We start from the raw sequence: 15,414 nt of genomic DNA, 5'->3' as shown, positions 1-15,414 counted from the left end.
CTCACAGGCCCAGCAGCAGCTTGCCCAGGGCGAACACGGGCAGCGCGGCGAACACGCTGTCGAGGCGGTCCAGCAGGCCGCCATGGCCGGGGAACAGGGTGCCCGAATCCTTCACCTTGGCGTGGCGCTTCATCAGGCTCTCGATCAGGTCGCCGACGATCGAGGCGGCCACGGTGACTACCGCCAGCAGCATCAGTCCGGCCAGTTGCGCACCGCGCACGTCAAGCAGCCAGCCGCCCACGCCCATCACCAGCGCGCCGGCCGCGAAGGCGCCGTAGACGCCGGCCCAGGTCTTGCCGGGGCTGATCTGCGGCGCCAGCTTGCGCTTGCCGAGGAAGCGGCCGCTGAAGTACGCGCCGATGTCGGCCGCCCAGACCACCACCAGGGCCAGCAGGGTCCACCAGTGGCCGTGCGGCTTGGCGTCGTCGTGGACGCACAGCAGGGCCACCCAGGCCGGGATCGTCACGAAGGCGCCGGCCAGCAGCTTGAGGTTGCGGTTCTCGGCGGTGGGCGCGGCGCCGAAGGCGAAATGGCGCAGCCACACGCAGGCCAGCACCCACCAGGCCACCCCGACCGCCAGCATCAGCGACCACACCGCCAGGCCGCGCGCCCACCACAACAGGGCGAACAGCAGCACGGCCAGCGCCAGCAGCGCGACGCGCGCGGCCGGTGCCTTCAGGCCGGACAGACAGGTCCATTCCCATTGCGCGCCGAGGAACGCCACGCCCGCGATCAGCGCGAACAGCCAGGTCGGCGGCAGCAGGATCACGAGGATCGCCAGCGGGGCGAGCAGCAGGGCGGTGAGGGTGCGCTGGAGGAGCATGGAAATCCTTGGGGTCAGGCCTGGGCGACCTGCTCGCCGGTGCGGCCGAAGCGGCGTTCGCGGCGGGCGAAGTCCTCGATGGCGCGCCGCAGGCAAGCCTGGTCGAAGTCGGGCCACAAGGTGTCGGTGAAATACAGCTCGGCGTAGGCCGCCTGCCACAGCAGGAAGTTGCTGATGCGCACGTCGCCGCCGGTGCGGATGAACAGGTCCAGCGGCGGCAGCCCGGCGAGGCTGATCCACTGCCCGAACCTGGCCTCGTCGATCTCGTCGATGGCGAGCTGCCCGCCGGCCACGGCCCGCGCGGCCTGCCGCGCCGCCTGCACGATGTCCCAGCGGCCGCCGTAGTTGACCGCGATGTTCAGTTGCAGCTTGGCGTTGCCGGCGGTGCGCGTCATCGCCGCCCGCATCCGTTCGCGCAGCTCCTCGCCGAACGCGTCGAGGTCGCCCACGAAGCGCAGGCGCACGCCCTGCGCGTGCAGCTCGTCCACCTCCTTGTCGAGCGCGCGCAGGAACAGCTCCATCAGGGCGCTGACCTCATCCTGCGGGCGCTGCCAGTTCTCGCTGGAGAACGCGAACAGGGTCAGCGCCTCGACGCCCTGGCGCAGGCAGCCTTCCACCACGTCGCGGACCGCCTTGCGGCCGGCGTTGTGGCCGAAGCTGCGCGGGCGGAAGCGTGCCTTGGCCCAGCGCCCGTTGCCATCCATCACGATGGCTATGTGGCGCGGTACCTGGGCGGCGTCGGCGCCGGGCATGGGGTCCGATGGCGCTCAGAGCGCCATCAGCTCCTCTTCCTTGTGCTTGACCACGGCATCGACTTCCTTGACGAAGCGGTCGGTCAGCTTCTGGATCTCGTCGTCGGCGCGGCGCTCGTCGTCCTCGGTGATCTGCTTGTCCTTGAGCAGGTCCTTGACCTTCTGCATCGCGTCGCGGCGCACGTTGCGGATCGCGATCTTCGCGTTCTCGCCCTCGTGGGCCACGTGCTTGGCCAGCTCGCGGCGGCGCTCCTCGGTGAGCGGCGGCATGTTCAGGCGGATCACGGTGCCGGCGGTGGTCGGCGTGATGCCCACGTCGGACGCCATGATCGCCTTCTCGACCGGGCCCACCAGGCTCTTGTCGAAGGGCGTGATGATGATCGAGCGCGCGTCGCCCAGCGCCACCGAGGCGACCTGGTTCAGCGGCATCTCCGAGCCGTAGGCGGGCACCTTGATGCCGTCCACCAGGGCCGTGCTGGCGCGGCCGGTGCGTAGGCGGGTGAGGTCGTGCTTGAGCGAGTCGATGCTCTTGCCCATGCGGGTCTGGGCATCGGTCTTGATGTCGTTGATCATGGGGTGTTTCCCGGTGGATCTGGCAAGCGGACGAGTATAGCAGCGACGCCGGGCGCGGCCGGCTCAGCCGGCGTCGACCAGGGTGCCGACCGGCTCGCCGCGCATGATCCGCATCAGGTTGCCCGGCACGGTCATGTCGTAGATGCGCATCGGCATGCGGTCGTCGCGGCACAGCGCGATCGCGGCGGTATCCATCACCGCCAGCTTGCGCTCGATCACCTCGTCGTAGGTCAGCCGCTCGTAGCGCGTGGCGTTGGCGTGCTTGGCCGGGTCGGCGGTGTACACGCCGTCCACCTTGGTCGCCTTCAGCAGCAGGTCGGCGCCCACTTCCACCGCACGCAGGGCGGCGGCCGAGTCGGTGGTGAAGAACGGGTTGCCGATGCCGGCGGCGAACAGCACGATGCGGCCCTTCTCGATGTGGCGGATGGCGCGGCGGCGGATGAAGTCCTCGGCCACGTCGTGGATCTGGATCGCGCTCATCACGCGGGCGAAGCCGCCGCGCTTCTCGATCGCGTCCTGCATCGCCAGCGCGTTCATCACCGTGGCGAGCATCCCCATGTGGTCGCCGGTGACGCGGTCCATGCCGGCGGCGGCGAGGCCGGCGCCGCGGAAGATGTTGCCGCCGCCGATCACCACGCCGACCTGGATGCCGGCGCGCTGCACCTCGATGATCTCGTCGGCCAGGCGGCCGATCACCTTCGGGTCGATGCCATAGTCGGCATCGCCCATCAGCGCTTCACCGGAGAGCTTGAGCAGGATGCGGCGGTACGTGGGCTGGTCGCTCATGGGGTCTCCGAATTGTGTGGGGCAAACCGGCGCATTGTAGCGGCTGCGGGCCGTGGCCGGAACGCCGGCGCGGGCCGTGGCGGCGGTTCGCCGTTCATGGATCGGCATGCGCGGCGGCGGCGAATGCGCTGGCGACGGTGCGTTCCGGCCGGTGGGCTTCCGTGGGCGGATCGCCCGGGCAATGCGTCGGGGCTGGCTGGGCGCAGGCGGTCCGCTGATGGATCGGACGGGCTGCCATTTTCCGTCCGCCGCGGAGAGCGGGCCGGCGGCGCGCCCACAAAAAAAGCCGCGGTTGCCCGCGGCTTCTTCGTACGGCCAGGCGACGGGAAGCCGCTTAGACCTGCATCGCCTTGGCGACTTCGGCCAGGTAGTCTTCCTGCACCTTCTCGATGCCTTCGCCGACGGCCAGGCGGGCCACGGAGGCGACGTCCGCGCCTTCCTTCTTCAGTGCCTCGCCCACGGTCACGTTGGTGTCCAGCACGTAGGGCTGGCCCAGCAGGGTGACCTCGGAGACGATCTTGTTGATCTTGCCGGCGATGATCTTCTCGAGGATCTCGGCCGGCTTGGCCTTGTCCTTCTCGGTCATCTGGCTCAGCGCGATGTCCTTTTCCTTCGCGATGAACTCGGCCGGGACGTCCTCGGCGCGGATGTGCGGCGGGTTCATCGCGGCGACGTGCATCGCGATGCCCTTGGCCAGCTCCTCGGAGCCGCCCTTGAGCGACACCAGCACGCCGATGCGGCCGCCGTGGATGTAGCTGCCGATCACGCCGTCGCTCTCGACGCGGGCCATGCGGCGCACGTCGATCTTCTCGCCGATGGTGGCGACCAGCGCCTTGGCGGCTTCCTCGACGTTGCTGGCGCCCGGGTAGGCGGCAGCCTTGAGCGTGTCGATGTCGGCGGCGCCGGAGCTGAGCGCGACGTCGGCGACGGCGTCGCTGAACTTCAGGAAGCTGGCGTCCTTGGCGACGAAGTCGGTCTCGCAGTTGATCTCGACCAGCACGGCCTTGCCGGCGCCCTGGGCGGCCACGATGCGGCCCTCGGCGGCGACGCGGCTGGCCTTCTTGTCGGCCTTGGCCAGGCCGGACTTGCGCAGCCACTCCATCGCGGCGTCGATGTCGCCGTTGTTCTCGACCAGCGCCTTCTTGCATTCCATCATGCCGGCGCCGGACCGCTCGCGCAGTTCCTTGACCAGTTGGGCGGAAATAGTGCTCATCAGGATTCCTCTAAATACGGGTTGCGCCGCGGGGCAAGGCCCCGCGGCAGCGGAAGATCATGCGGCGACCGCTCAGGCGGTGTCGCCACCGCGCGAGCCGCGACCGTTGTCGCCGCGGCCGCCGTCACGGCGCGGGGCGCCGGCGCCCTTCTTGGCCGGGCCGCGGTTGTCGCGGCGCGGGGCGGGGCGGCGGTCGTCGACCTTGGCGACCGGGTTGCCTTCCTCGTCCAGCTCGACGAAGTCGTTGGCGTCGCCCTGGGCGGCGGCCGGCGCGGCGGCCTTGCCCTCGAGGATCGAGTCGGCGGCGGCGCGGGCGTACAGCTGGATCGCGCGGATCGCGTCGTCGTTGCCCGGGATGGCGTAGTCGACCAGCTCGGGGTTGTAGTTGGTGTCGACCACCGCGACCACCGGGATGCCGAGCTTCTTGGCTTCCTGCACGGCGATGTCTTCGTGGCCGATGTCGATCACGAACAGGGCGTCCGGCAGGCGGGCCATGTCCTTGATGCCGCCCAGCGAGTTCTCCAGCTTGTCGCGCTCGCGACGGCGGGCCAGCACTTCGTGCTTGACCAGCTTGTCGAACGAGCCGTCGGTCTCGGCCGCTTCCAGTTCCTTCAGGCGGGCCACCGACTGCTTCACGGTGCGGAAGTTGGTCAGCATGCCGCCGAGCCAGCGGGCGGTGACGAAGGGCATGCCGGCGCGGGCGGCTTCCTCGGCGAGCGACTCGCGGGCCGAGCGCTTGGTGCCAACGAACAGGATGGTGCCGCGCTTCTGCGCCAGGCCCGACAGGAAGTTCATCGCGTCGGTGAACAGCGGCAGGGTCTTTTCCAGGTTGATGATGTGGATCTTGCCGCGGGCGCCGAAGATGTACGGGGCCATCTTGGGGTTCCAGTAGCGGGTCTGGTGACCGAAATGGACGCCGGCTTCGAGCATCTGGCGCATGGTGACTTGGGCCATGGGTGTAACTCCGATTGTCTTGGGTCCGTGGAAGGACCCGGGGGTTGGGACCTCCACGCATCCCCGGCTTCGACCGCGGGCGTTCCCTGGATGTGGCGGGATCGGCCGCGGCACCCCGAAGGCGGTGCCGATGCGTGTGTGGCGTTGGTTTGGGCTTGTACCGCGGCGCGGTTACAATTCCCGCTCGTTTTTGCGGGACGCGGCTGCCGGAACGGCGGCATGCGGCCTGCAAAACCCGTGAATTGTAGCCGGTACGCCGGCGAGGCGGCAAGTTGCGGCGGTTTCGTTGAACCGCGGCGCTCGCGCCGCCATCTAGGCTCCCATCATGGCAATTACCCTGAAATCCCCCGAAGACCTCGAAGGCATGCGCGTCGCCGGCAAGCTGGCCGCCGAAGTGCTGGCCATGCTCAAGGACCACGTCAGGCCGGGCGTCACCACCGAGGAACTGGACCGGCTCGCCTACGAGCACATCGTCAACGTGCAGAAGGCGATCCCGGCCAACGTCGGCTACAACGGCTTCCCCAAGACCCTGTGCTCCTCGGTCAACCACGTGATCTGCCACGGCATCCCGAGCCCAGGCAAGGTGCTCAAGGACGGTGACATCGTCAATCTCGACGTCACCGTCATCAAGGACGGCTGGCACGGCGACACCAGCCGCATGTACTTCGTGGGCACGCCGTCGGTGCTGGCCAGGCGGCTGGTGGAGACCACCCATGAGGCGATGATGCGCGGCATCCAGGCGGTGCGCCCCGGCGCCACCCTGGGCGACGTCGGCCATGCGATCCAGAAGCACGCCGAGGCGGCCGGCTTCAGCGTGGTGCGCGAGTACTGCGGCCACGGCATCGGCAAGATCTACCACGACGAGCCGCAGGTGCTGCACTACGGCAAGCCCGGCACCGGCGTGGAGCTGAAGGAGGGCATGACCTTCACCGTCGAGCCGATGGTCAACGCCGGCAAGCCGCAGACCAAGCAACTGCCGGACGGCTGGACCGTGGTCACCAAGGACCACTCGCTGTCGGCCCAGTGGGAGCACACCATCGCGGTCACCGCCGACGGCTTCGAGATCCTCACTGCCTGGCCGGACGCCTGAGCCGGCGCGCGGGCACGTGGCCTACCTGTTCCTGCTCGCGATCGGGCTGACCATCCTGTGGCTGCCCACCTACACCGTTGCGCTGATGCTGCACAAGCTTGGCGTGCCGCGGCCGTTCGCGGACCTGCGCGCGATCCTGCCGGCGCAGTTGCTGCTGGCGATCGGCCTGATCGCGCTGGCCGACCGCCTCGGCCTGGGCAACCCGGCCGGCAGCACGCTGGCGGCCATCGTGCTGGTCAGCGTGGCCGGCGCCTTCGGCCTGTGGCGATGGCGCCGGCCCAGGTGGTGACGGTGCGGCCGGCACCTTGGCTCGTGCTGTACTGGGCGCCGTGACTGCCGCCGCTCCCCCCGCCTTGCCGCGCCTGCCGCCGGCGGTGCCGCGCTCGGGCGTGTCCGGCGAGGCGCGCCGCGCGCTGCGGCAGTTGCTGGGCGACGTGGACCGCGCGCTCGCCACCGCCTTCCGCGACGGCGCCGACGCCAGCGCGCTGGCGCGGCGCCGCGGCGAATCGGTGGCGCGCGTGGTGGCGCATGTGTGGACCGCCTGCCTGGGCGAAGTGGAGGGCGCGGCACTGTTCGCGGTGGGCGGTTTCGGCCGCGGCCTGCTGTTCCCGCATTCCGACGTGGACCTGCTGGCGCTGGTGGCGCGGGCGGACCCGGCGCGGCTGCGCGCGCTGGAGCAGTGCTTCGCCACCTTGTGGGACATCGGGCTGAAGGTCGGCCATGCGCTGCGCGATCCGCTGCAATGCCGCGCGCTGGCCGAACAGGACGCCAGCGTGTTCACCAGCCTGCTCGACGCGCGCCGGCTGGCCGGCGACCCGGCGCTGGACGCGGCGCTCCGCGCCATCGTCGACGATCCGGCGCTGTGGAACCCTTCGGCCTACCTGGCGGCCCGGCTGGCCGAGCGGCAGGCGCGCCACGCGCGCTACAACGACACCGCCTACAACCTGGAGCCCAACCTCAAGGACGGTCCCGGCGGCCTGCGCACGCTCGATGCGCTGCGCTGGCTCGGGCGCCGGCTGGCGCATGCGGACGACTTCGCCGGGATGGTGCAGGAGGGCCTGCTCGACCCGGCCGAGCAGGCCACGCTGGAGCAGTCCGAGGCGACCCTGCGGCGCTACCGCTACGCCCTGCACCTGGAGGCGGGGCGGCCGGAGGAGCGGCTGCTGTTCGACTACCAGCGCGCGCTCGCCGCGCGGCTCGGCTTCGTCGACGAGCACGCGAAGAACCTCGGCGTCGAACAGTTCATGCAGGGCTACTACCGCGCCGCCAGCCAGGTCGAGCGGCTCGGCGCGCAGATCGTCGAGCGCTTCGAGGAGCTGCTGGAGCCGCCGCTGGCCGCGCAGCCGGTCGGCGACGACTTCCTGCGCTACGGCACGCGGCTGGCCGCGCGCGATCCGGAGCTGTTCACGCGCCGCCCGGCCGCCCTGGTGGAGGCCTTCATCGCGCGCCTGGGCGAGCCGGGCATCGTCGGCTTCACCGCCGACACCATGCGCCGCATCCACCAGGCCACCGCCTTGCACGACGGCGCGCTGGCCGACGACCCGGCCGTGCTCGCCGCCTTCCTGCGCCTGTTGCGGCTGGGCGCGCCGGCGGTGGATGCGCTGTGGCGGATGAACCGGCACGGCCTGCTGGCGGCGATCCTGCCCGCGTTCAGCCAGGTGTTCGGGCGCATGCAGTACGACCTGTTCCACGTCTACACGGTGGACGAGCACACCTTGCGCGTGCTTCGCAACGTGGCGCGCTTCGCCGACCCGGCCGCGCGCAGCGAGTTCCCGCTGGCCTGCGACATCTGGCCGACCCTGCCCACGCCCGAGGTGCTGCTGCTGGCCGCGCTGTTCCACGACATCGCCAAGGGCCGCGGCGGCGACCACTCGGTGCTCGGCGAGGAGGAAGCGCGCGCGTTCTGCGCCCGGCTTGGCCTGCCGGCGAACGACGGCGAGCGCGTCGCCTGGCTGGTGCGCTGGCACCTCCTGATGAGCGTGACCGCGCAGCGGCAGGACATCACCGATCCGGAAGTGGTCGACCGCTTCGCCGAGGTGGTGAGCGACCGCGAGCGGCTGGGCCAGCTCTACCTGCTGACCATCGCCGACATCATCGGCACCAGCCCCAGGCTGTGGAACGCGTGGAAGGACCGCCTGCTGGCGGACCTCTACACGGCCACCCGCTACGCCCTGCGCAGCGACGTCGAGCTGCCGCGCGACGCCGCGGCGCGCGCGCGCGAATGCCAGGACTACGCGATGCCGCTGCTGCAGGCGGACGGCTTCGACCGGCAGGCGGTGGAGCGGACCTGGGCCGATTTCCCGAACGCCAGCTTCCTGCGCCACCGGCCCGAGCAGATCGCATGGCAGACCGCGGCGATCCTGCGCGCCGACGGCGCCCTGCCGCTGATCGCCGTGCATCCGCTGTCGGTGCGCGGCACCACCGAATTGTTCGTCTACACACCGGACCGCGACGGCCTGTTCGCCACGGTGACCGCGATGCTCGACCGGCTGCGGCTGTCGGTGATGGAGGCGCGCATCCTCGGCTCGTCCAGCGGCATGGCGCTGGACACCTTCCTGCTGCTCGATTCGGAAACCCAGCAGCCGGCCACGCCGGCGCGCTCGGAGGAGCTGCAGCAGCGGCTGCAGCGCGCGCTGGCCCAGCCGGGGCCGGTGCATCCGGCGCGGCGCAGCCTGTCGCGCCACCTGCGGCACTTCCAGATGACGCCGCGGATCGGCTTCCACGCCGCCGGCGGACGTACCCAGCTGGCCCTGGTCTGCACCGACCATCCGGGCCTGCTCGCCGCCGTGGCGAGGGTGATGGTGGACGCCGGGGTGCGCGTGCACGATGCGCGCATCGCCACCTTCGGCGAGCGCGTGGAGGATTTCTTCCAGCTCACCGACCGCCACGATGAGCCGCTGTCGCCGGCCTTGCAGGAGCGCCTGCTGCAGGCGCTGCTCGAACGGGTCGGACCGGCGTCGAAGGGGGTGCCGAAGACGGGCGGCCAGGCGGGCGGCCAAGCAGACGGCTAGACGGCCGCGTCCGCGCCCCACAGGGCTTCCATGCCCACTTCCAGTTGCAGTTCGGCCAGGTCGACCACCTCGCTCACCGCGTGCGCGGCCATGTCGCCGCGGCGGCGGATCGGGGCGCCGAAGCGCAGGCCGTCGTGGGTGGTGATCAGGGCGACCTTCGGCGTGTTGCCGGCGGCGCCGCGATGGGTGACCACCGCGATGCTGCCGTTGCGCAGGCGCACGCCGGTGCCGGGCGGATAGATGCCTAGCGTCTTGATGCACAGGGCCGCCAGGTGCTCGTCCACGCAGGCGCCCTCGTTGAGGAACAGCCGGCGCAGCGCCACGTTCGGCGCCAGCGCGGGGCGGTAGTCGCGCTCCGACACGCGCGCGCAGTAGAGGTCGGCGATGGTCAGCAGCCGCGCCGGCAGGCCGAGCGCGTCGCCCGCCTTGCCGGCCGGATAGCCGCTGCCGTCCGGCCGCTCGTGGTGGTCGCGGACCGCCTCCAGCCAGGCGTCGTGGGCGACGCCCAGGTCGCGCAGCATCCGCTCGCCGCGCTCGCAGTGGGCATGCACTGCGGCGCGCTGCTCCTCGTCGAGCGGCGCCTGCTGCGACCGCAGCCGCTGCTGCAGTTCGCGCATGCCGATGTTCATGGTGAGGGCGGCGGCGACCGTCGCGGCGAGCGCCGGCGCAGCCAGCCCGGCCGCCGTGCCGACCACCTGGCACACGATCGCCGCGTTCAGCGCATGCCGGCCCGCGTGGGGGCCTTCGCGGCGCATCAGGATCGAGGCGAGCGCGACGTCCGCATTGGCGCGGCAGGCGCGCCGGACCATGCCGGCGATGCGCTGCAGCGTGGCGACGAAAGCGTCCGCCGGGGCGGTTTCGAGCAGTTCCTGCAACTGGCGCCGCGCTGCGAGCACCAGGCCCAGCGGGCTGGCGTGGACGGGCGGCTCCGGCTCGTTCTCGGTGGCGACGTCGGTGAACAGGGCGTGCCGGGCGAGCCGCTCGAGCTGGCTGGCGCTGGCGAGGAGCTGGCCCTTGCGCAGCAGCAGCTTGCCCTTGGCGTCGTAGGCGTCGCACGGCAGCGGACGGCCGACCTGGAGTTCCGAAGGATGGATGGTCCGTCGCGGCATGCCGTTGCCGGGTCAGGACGACCGGCCGGGCCGGGGCGGGCGCGCTCCGGCCCTCCGGCTTGCGGCGCAAGGACACGACGGCAGCATCGGCGTCACCCCCTATGGGCTGGACCCGGCATTTCGCGGATCGGCAGAAGGCTTTGTCGGCCGCCGGCGGAGAAACTTGAGCGGTTTGCCGCCAAGCGGTTCGCCATCGCCCGCGCCGGCTGCATTACTCTTGGCGGCCGGCCCCTTCCCCTGCGAGCGAACCGACCTCCATGCAAGCCATCGAAACCCTCATCGAAGACGCCTTCGAACGTCGCAACGAACTGACCCAGAGCGAGATCGAGGCCCAGGTGCGGCCCGCGGTCGAACAGGTGATCGAACTGCTCGAATCCGGCGAGCGCCGCGTCGCCGAGCCGGACGGCCAGGGCGGCTGGACGGTGAACCAGTGGATCAAGAAGGCGGTGCTGCTGTACTTCCGCATCAACGGCAACCAGGTGGTGGACGGCGGCCCGGCGCTGGCCTTCGACAAGGTGCCGCTGCGCTTCGGCCACGGCAACGACATCGAGCTGGAAAGCCTCGGCGCGCGCGTGGTGCCCGGCGCGCTGGTGCGGCGCGGCGCGCACGTCGCCAAGGACGCGGTGCTGATGCCCAGCTACGTCAACATCGGCGCCTACGTGGGCGCCGGCAGCATGGTCGACACCTGGGCCACGGTCGGCTCCTGCGCGCAGATCGGCGCGCGCGTGCACCTGTCCGGCGGCGTCGGCATCGGCGGCGTGCTGGAGCCGCTGCAGGCCAATCCCACCATCATCGAGGACGACTGCTTCATCGGCGCGCGCTCGGAGGTGGTCGAGGGCGTGGTGGTGGAGCAGGGCAGCGTGATCGGCATGGGCGTGTTCCTGGGCCAGTCCACCCGCATCTACGACCGCGCCACCGGCGAGGTCAGCTACGGCCGCGTGCCGGCCGGCAGCGTGGTGGTGGCCGGCAGCCTGCCGGCGAAGGACGGCAGCCACAGCCTGTACGCGGCGGTGATCGTCAAGCGGGTGGACGCGAAGACGCGCAGCAAGACCGGCATCAACGAACTCTTGAGAAGCGCCGAGTAAGGCCATGGAGAGCGGCGGGATGAAGAAGATCTCGTACGGGGGAACCTTCTTCTTCAAGGTGGCCTTTCCCTGCTTCTGGTTCGTGTTCCTCGCCGTGTTCATGTTCGTCGGCGCCTTCGCGCATGGCCGGCAGTCGGCGATCTTCGTGATCGAGCCGGCGCTGATGATGGCGTTGGGCTTTTTCCTGTTCCGCAAGCTGGTCTGGAATCTCGCGGACGAGGTGAGCGACGGCGGCAGCTTCCTGCTGGTGCGCAAGGGTCCGGTGAAGCAGCGGGTGCCGCTGGCGAACGTGATGAACGTCAGCATGAGCCAGTTCACCAACCCCAGGCGCCTGACCCTGCGCCTGCGCACGCCGTGCGCGTTCGGCGACGAGATCGCGTTCATCCCCAGGCTGCCGTTGTTCCGCCTGAACCCATTCGCCCGCAACGAGGTTGCGGAAGATCTGATCCGGCGTGTCGACGCCGTGCGCCAGGAGAATCGTGCATGACAACCGTCTACGGCCTGACCACCTGCGACACCTGCCGCAAGGCACGCAACTGGCTCGACCGCTTCGAGGTCGCCTACAGCTTCGTCGATTACCGCGCCAACCCGGTGCCGGCGGCCACGCTGAAGGACTGGGCGCGGCAGCTCGGCGGCTGGGAGAAGCTGGTCAACAAGTCGTCCACCACCTGGCGCAACCTGCTGCCGCAGCGCAAGGACCCGGCCTCCGATCCGGAGTGGACCCTGTTGCTGAAGGAGTATCCCGCGCTGGTCCGCCGCCCGGTGGTGGTGCAGGACGACGGCGCGGTGAGCGTCGGCTTCAGCGACAACGGCTTCAAGAAGCTGTTCGCGCGCTGAGCGGGCCGCGCCGTGTCCGCCCGCCTCGCCAGGACCTTGCTGGTGGCCGCGATCGCCCTGTGGGTGAGCCTGGTCGCGTTCGGCAACCTCACCGACTACGGCAGCAACTGGCAGTTCGTGCGGCACGTGCTGGCGATGGACACGATCTTCCCCGGTGCCGGCATCCGCTACCGCGCCATCCATTCGCCCCTGCTGCAGCATGCCGCCTATGCGCTGATCATCGCGGTGGAGGCGCTGGCCGGCGCGTTGTGCTGGATCGGCGCCTGGCGGATGTGGCGCGCGCGCCGCGCCGACGCCGCGGCGTTCCATCGCGCCAAACGCATCGCGGTGGCGGGGCTGTCCGCTGGACTGCTGCTGTGGCTGGGCGGCTTCATGGCGATCGGCGGCGAGTGGTTCGGCATGTGGATGTCCACGCAGTGGAACGGCCTGGAAAGCGCGTTCCGCTTCGCGGCCGTGCTGCTGGCGGCATTGATCTACCTGGGGCAGCCCGACGACGGGCCGGATTGACCGGCGCTGCGACCGCCGCGCGGAAAGGAATCGAAGAACCAAGGAGCCAGCCGAAATGGATGCGAGACACGGATGCGGGCATGACCGCTGACGCCCGCCCGGGCAACCCGGCCGCCGTGCCGGCGTTGCCGCCCCGGCCCTCGATGTGGGCGGTACCCGCCTCCGCCGGGCGCCGCCTGCGGCTGCTGCTCGCCATCGTCGTCAGCCTGCTTTTCCTGCCGCTGGCGACCTGCATGCGGCTGCGCGCGCCGGCGCAGCCGGTGGCGTCGTACCTCTACGTGGACGATGGCGCCGGCCTGCTCGGCGAGGATACGGCCGCGCGGCTGCGCGGCGCGCTGGCGGCGTTCCAGGCGGCCAGCGGCAACCAGGTGCTGCTGCTGACCGTGCCTTCGCTCGACGGCGACAGCATCGAGCAGTTCGCGGTGAAGGAATTCGAGCGCCGCGGCGTGGGCCGGAAAGGCCAGGACAACGGCGCGATGCTGCTGCTGGCGCCGAACGAGCGCCGCGCGCGCATCGAAGTCGGCTACGGCCTCGAAGGCCGGCTCACCGACCTGCGCAGCGCGCAGATACTGCGCGAGCAGGTGATCCCGGCGATGCGCGACGGCGACGCCGCCACGGCGATGGTCGATGGGGCCGGCGCCATCGTGGCGACCCTCGGCGGCGACTGGGCGGCCTTGTGGCAGGCGCCGCCGCAATCGGCGTCGAGCATCGACACCGAGGCGGTCGCCGCCGGCAGCGGCCCAGGGTCCGCGCTGGAGTGGCTGGGCGCGATCCTGGCAATGGTCCTGCTGCTGGTGATGCTGTCCGCCTTCAGCCTGGTGGCGCTGCACCTGCCGGTGTTCGGCTGGCTGCTTTACCCGGCACTGATCCCCTTCTGGGGATTTCCCGGCAAGGCATTCGGCAGCGACGGCCTGGCGACCGCCGGCATGGCGCTGTTCGCGCTGGCGATCCCCTGGCTGAAATACCTGATCGCCAACAACCTGGACTATGTCGGCTCGCTGTCGCCGGTGCAGCGGAAACAACTGGAGCCGCATGGCTGGCGCGCGCACCTGTCCGACCTGCTGCTGGCTACCGCGGGCGGATTCCGCTACGCCACGTCGAGTTCCAAGGGCGGCTGCGGCAGCGGATCGGGCGGCTCGTCCCGCGACGACGACAGCCGTTCCGGCAGTTCGTCCAGCGGCTCCTCCGGCAGCTCGTCCAGCAGTTTCGGCGGTGGCGGCAGCTCGGGCGGCGGCGGAGCCTCCGGCAGTTGGTAGGCTGGGCTGGTGCGCGGCGGCCGCCGGCACGCAGCGAACAGGCAAGGCATTGCGCGAGCCACCCATGAACCATTGCCAGAGGCCGACATGAGCCATCCCCGGATCCGGCGCTACCACGCCAACCTGCGCATCGAGCGCGACAACGCGGCGCTGTACGAGCAATTGGCCGAACTGGCATCGGATGCGCGGCTGGGCCGTGCCTACCGGCGCATCGCGGCGATCGAGCGAGCCAATGCGGCCTTCTGGGAAGCGCGCCTGCGCGAAGCCGGCGCGGCGGTGCCGCCGCCGCGCACCGGGCCGCGCGTGCGCGTGCTGGGCTGGTTCGCGCGGCGCTTCGGCACGGAGTTCGTGATGCCCACGGTGGTGCGGCTGGAGCATGCCGACCACGTCGCCTCGCCGGTGGACCGCGAGGGCCACCGCGACCATTTCGTGCCGGCGCGGCAGGGTGCCGCGGGGCGCCATCGCGCGCAGAGCGGCAACACGCTGCGCGCGGCCGTGCTCGGCGCCAACGACGGGCTGGTCTCCAACGTCAGCCTGGTGATGGGCATGGCCGGCGCCGCCAGCAGCGACCGCGCGGTGCTGCTCGCCGGGCTGGCCGGCCTGGTCGCCGGCGCGTGCTCGATGGCGCTGGGCGAATGGCTGTCGGTGAACAGTTCGCGCGAGTTCTACCAGGCGCAGATCACCGAGCGCGCCGAGCGCCTCGCGGTGGCGCCGGAAGACGGCCTGCAGCGCATCGCCGGCATCTACCGGGAGAAAGGGCTGGAGCCGGCGGCGGCCGAGCACCTGGCCGGACACCTCGCCGAGACGCCGCGCGCCGCGCTCGACACCCTGGTGCGCGAAGACCTGGGCGTGGACCCGGACGAACTGGGCGGCTCGGCATGGAGCGCATCGGTGTCGTCGTTCTGCCTGTTCGCGTTCGGCGCGCTGTTCCCGGTGGCGCCGTACCTGTTCCTCGGCGGCCGTGCCGCGCTGCTCGCCAGCGCGTGTTCCGCCGCCGCCGGGCTGGCGGTGATCGGCACCGGCACGGCGCTGTTCACCGGCCGCGGCCTGCTGTTCTCGATCGCGCGCCAGTTCGGCATCACCGCCGCGGCGGCGGCCGTGACCTATGGCGTGGGCCACCTGCTCGGCACGGTGGTCGCGGGCTGAGAACCTGTCGATCCAACCGCCCGCTCGTCGTTCCTGCGAAAGCAGGAAGCGCTTTTCAACAGCCGGAGGGCTGTGGTCATCCAGTGACTTGATGCCCCAGCTCAAAGGCGCCGGATCCCGGCTTGACCGGCCCTGCGGCCGTTGAAAGCCGCTGGGATGACGCCTCATCCGGGACGACGTTCCATGGGAGAGATCGTGAACTGGCTCTGAGAGCCTGTTCAAAATCTTTTGAGGAGGAGGGCAAGGAACGCCAAGTGGATGAATTGCAGGCT

General features: G+C 70.9%; 16 protein-coding genes. 9 read left to right on the top strand and 7 right to left on the bottom strand.

Features of this window, described 5'->3' with window-relative positions; all coding sequences use genetic code 11:
- Nucleotide 1 precedes the first annotated feature (1 nt).
- The 6 genes from ASG87_RS04670 to rpsB all read right to left on the bottom strand — a co-directional run bounded on the left by ASG87_RS04670 (nt 2) and on the right by rpsB (nt 5,101).
- Nucleotides 2–823 (bottom strand): phosphatidate cytidylyltransferase, encoded by an 822-nt coding sequence (locus ASG87_RS04670; RefSeq protein WP_056001563.1) that lies wholly within the window; start codon nt 821–823, stop codon nt 2–4.
- 14 nt (nt 824–837) lie between these two features.
- Nucleotides 838–1,575, bottom strand: coding sequence for a polyprenyl diphosphate synthase (gene uppS / locus ASG87_RS04665; protein ID WP_056001560.1), 738 nt, complete (start codon nt 1,573–1,575; stop codon nt 838–840).
- A 15-nt stretch (nt 1,576–1,590) separates the two neighbouring features.
- The gene (frr, locus tag ASG87_RS04660) at nt 1,591–2,148 is read right to left on the bottom strand and encodes a ribosome recycling factor (RefSeq protein ID WP_056001558.1); all 558 of its coding nucleotides are present in this window, start codon (nt 2,146–2,148) and stop codon (nt 1,591–1,593) included.
- 63 nt (nt 2,149–2,211) lie between these two features.
- Nucleotides 2,212–2,934 carry a UMP kinase gene (pyrH, locus tag ASG87_RS04655; protein WP_056001555.1) on the bottom strand — a complete coding sequence of 241 codons (723 nt, stop codon included), beginning with the start codon at nt 2,932–2,934 and terminating at the stop codon, nt 2,212–2,214.
- Nucleotides 2,935–3,268: 334 nt separating this feature from the next.
- Entirely contained in the window at nt 3,269–4,147 is an 879-nt protein-coding gene (tsf, locus tag ASG87_RS04650; protein WP_056001552.1) for a translation elongation factor Ts, read from the bottom strand.
- A 72-nt stretch (nt 4,148–4,219) separates the two neighbouring features.
- Complete coding sequence (rpsB, locus tag ASG87_RS04645) at nt 4,220–5,101, bottom strand: 30S ribosomal protein S2 (RefSeq protein WP_056001549.1); 882 nt, start codon at nt 5,099–5,101, stop codon at nt 4,220–4,222.
- A gap of 325 nt (nt 5,102–5,426) precedes the next feature.
- Between rpsB and map the strand changes: the two genes are divergently transcribed.
- The 3 genes from map to glnD are packed head-to-tail and all read left to right on the top strand — an operon-like array spanning nt 5,427 to nt 9,202.
- Entirely contained in the window at nt 5,427–6,191 is a 765-nt protein-coding gene (gene map, locus ASG87_RS04640; RefSeq protein WP_056001546.1) for a type I methionyl aminopeptidase, read from the top strand.
- A gap of 16 nt (nt 6,192–6,207) precedes the next feature.
- Entirely contained in the window at nt 6,208–6,480 is a 273-nt protein-coding gene (locus ASG87_RS04635; RefSeq protein WP_056001543.1) for a hypothetical protein, read from the top strand.
- A gap of 40 nt (nt 6,481–6,520) precedes the next feature.
- Entirely contained in the window at nt 6,521–9,202 is a 2,682-nt protein-coding gene (glnD, locus tag ASG87_RS04630; RefSeq protein ID WP_056001540.1) for a [protein-PII] uridylyltransferase, read from the top strand.
- Here the strand turns inward: glnD and ASG87_RS04625 are convergent.
- Nucleotides 9,199–10,311: an HD domain-containing phosphohydrolase gene (locus ASG87_RS04625; RefSeq protein WP_056001537.1), complete on the bottom strand. Its 1,113-nt coding sequence runs from the start codon at nt 10,309–10,311 to the stop codon at nt 9,199–9,201. The genes glnD and ASG87_RS04625 overlap by 4 nt on opposite strands.
- A gap of 257 nt (nt 10,312–10,568) precedes the next feature.
- On the opposite strand from ASG87_RS04625, the gene dapD reads away from it, so the two are divergent.
- From dapD to ASG87_RS04595, 6 genes are all read left to right on the top strand, one after another.
- Nucleotides 10,569–11,396, top strand: coding sequence for a 2,3,4,5-tetrahydropyridine-2,6-dicarboxylate N-succinyltransferase (gene dapD, locus ASG87_RS04620; RefSeq protein WP_056001534.1), 828 nt, complete (start codon nt 10,569–10,571; stop codon nt 11,394–11,396).
- A 19-nt stretch (nt 11,397–11,415) separates the two neighbouring features.
- On the top strand, nt 11,416–11,883 hold the full coding sequence (locus tag ASG87_RS04615) for a hypothetical protein (protein WP_157510882.1): 468 nt from the start codon (nt 11,416–11,418) through the stop codon (nt 11,881–11,883).
- A complete protein-coding gene (locus tag ASG87_RS04610) occupies nt 11,880–12,233 on the top strand; it encodes a Spx/MgsR family RNA polymerase-binding regulatory protein (RefSeq protein ID WP_056001528.1) in 354 nt (117 codons plus the stop codon). The genes ASG87_RS04615 and ASG87_RS04610 overlap by 4 nt, the downstream gene beginning before the upstream one ends.
- A 12-nt stretch (nt 12,234–12,245) precedes the next feature.
- Nucleotides 12,246–12,740 (top strand): DUF2165 domain-containing protein, encoded by a 495-nt coding sequence (locus ASG87_RS04605; protein WP_056001525.1) that lies wholly within the window; start codon nt 12,246–12,248, stop codon nt 12,738–12,740.
- Between the two features lie 80 nt (nt 12,741–12,820).
- Complete coding sequence (locus ASG87_RS04600) at nt 12,821–13,996, top strand: TPM domain-containing protein (RefSeq protein ID WP_056001522.1); 1,176 nt, start codon at nt 12,821–12,823, stop codon at nt 13,994–13,996.
- Nucleotides 13,997–14,083: 87 nt separating this feature from the next.
- A complete protein-coding gene (locus ASG87_RS04595; RefSeq protein ID WP_056001519.1) occupies nt 14,084–15,142 on the top strand; it encodes a VIT1/CCC1 transporter family protein in 1,059 nt (352 codons plus the stop codon).
- Nucleotides 15,143–15,414 lie beyond the last annotated feature (272 nt).

Source organism: Frateuria sp. Soil773 (assembly GCF_001428405.1).
GTDB lineage: Bacteria > Pseudomonadota > Gammaproteobacteria > Xanthomonadales > Rhodanobacteraceae > LMSL01.
The sequence above is the reverse complement of the archived record's forward strand: the minus strand, read 5'-3'. Positions and strand labels throughout refer to the sequence as shown.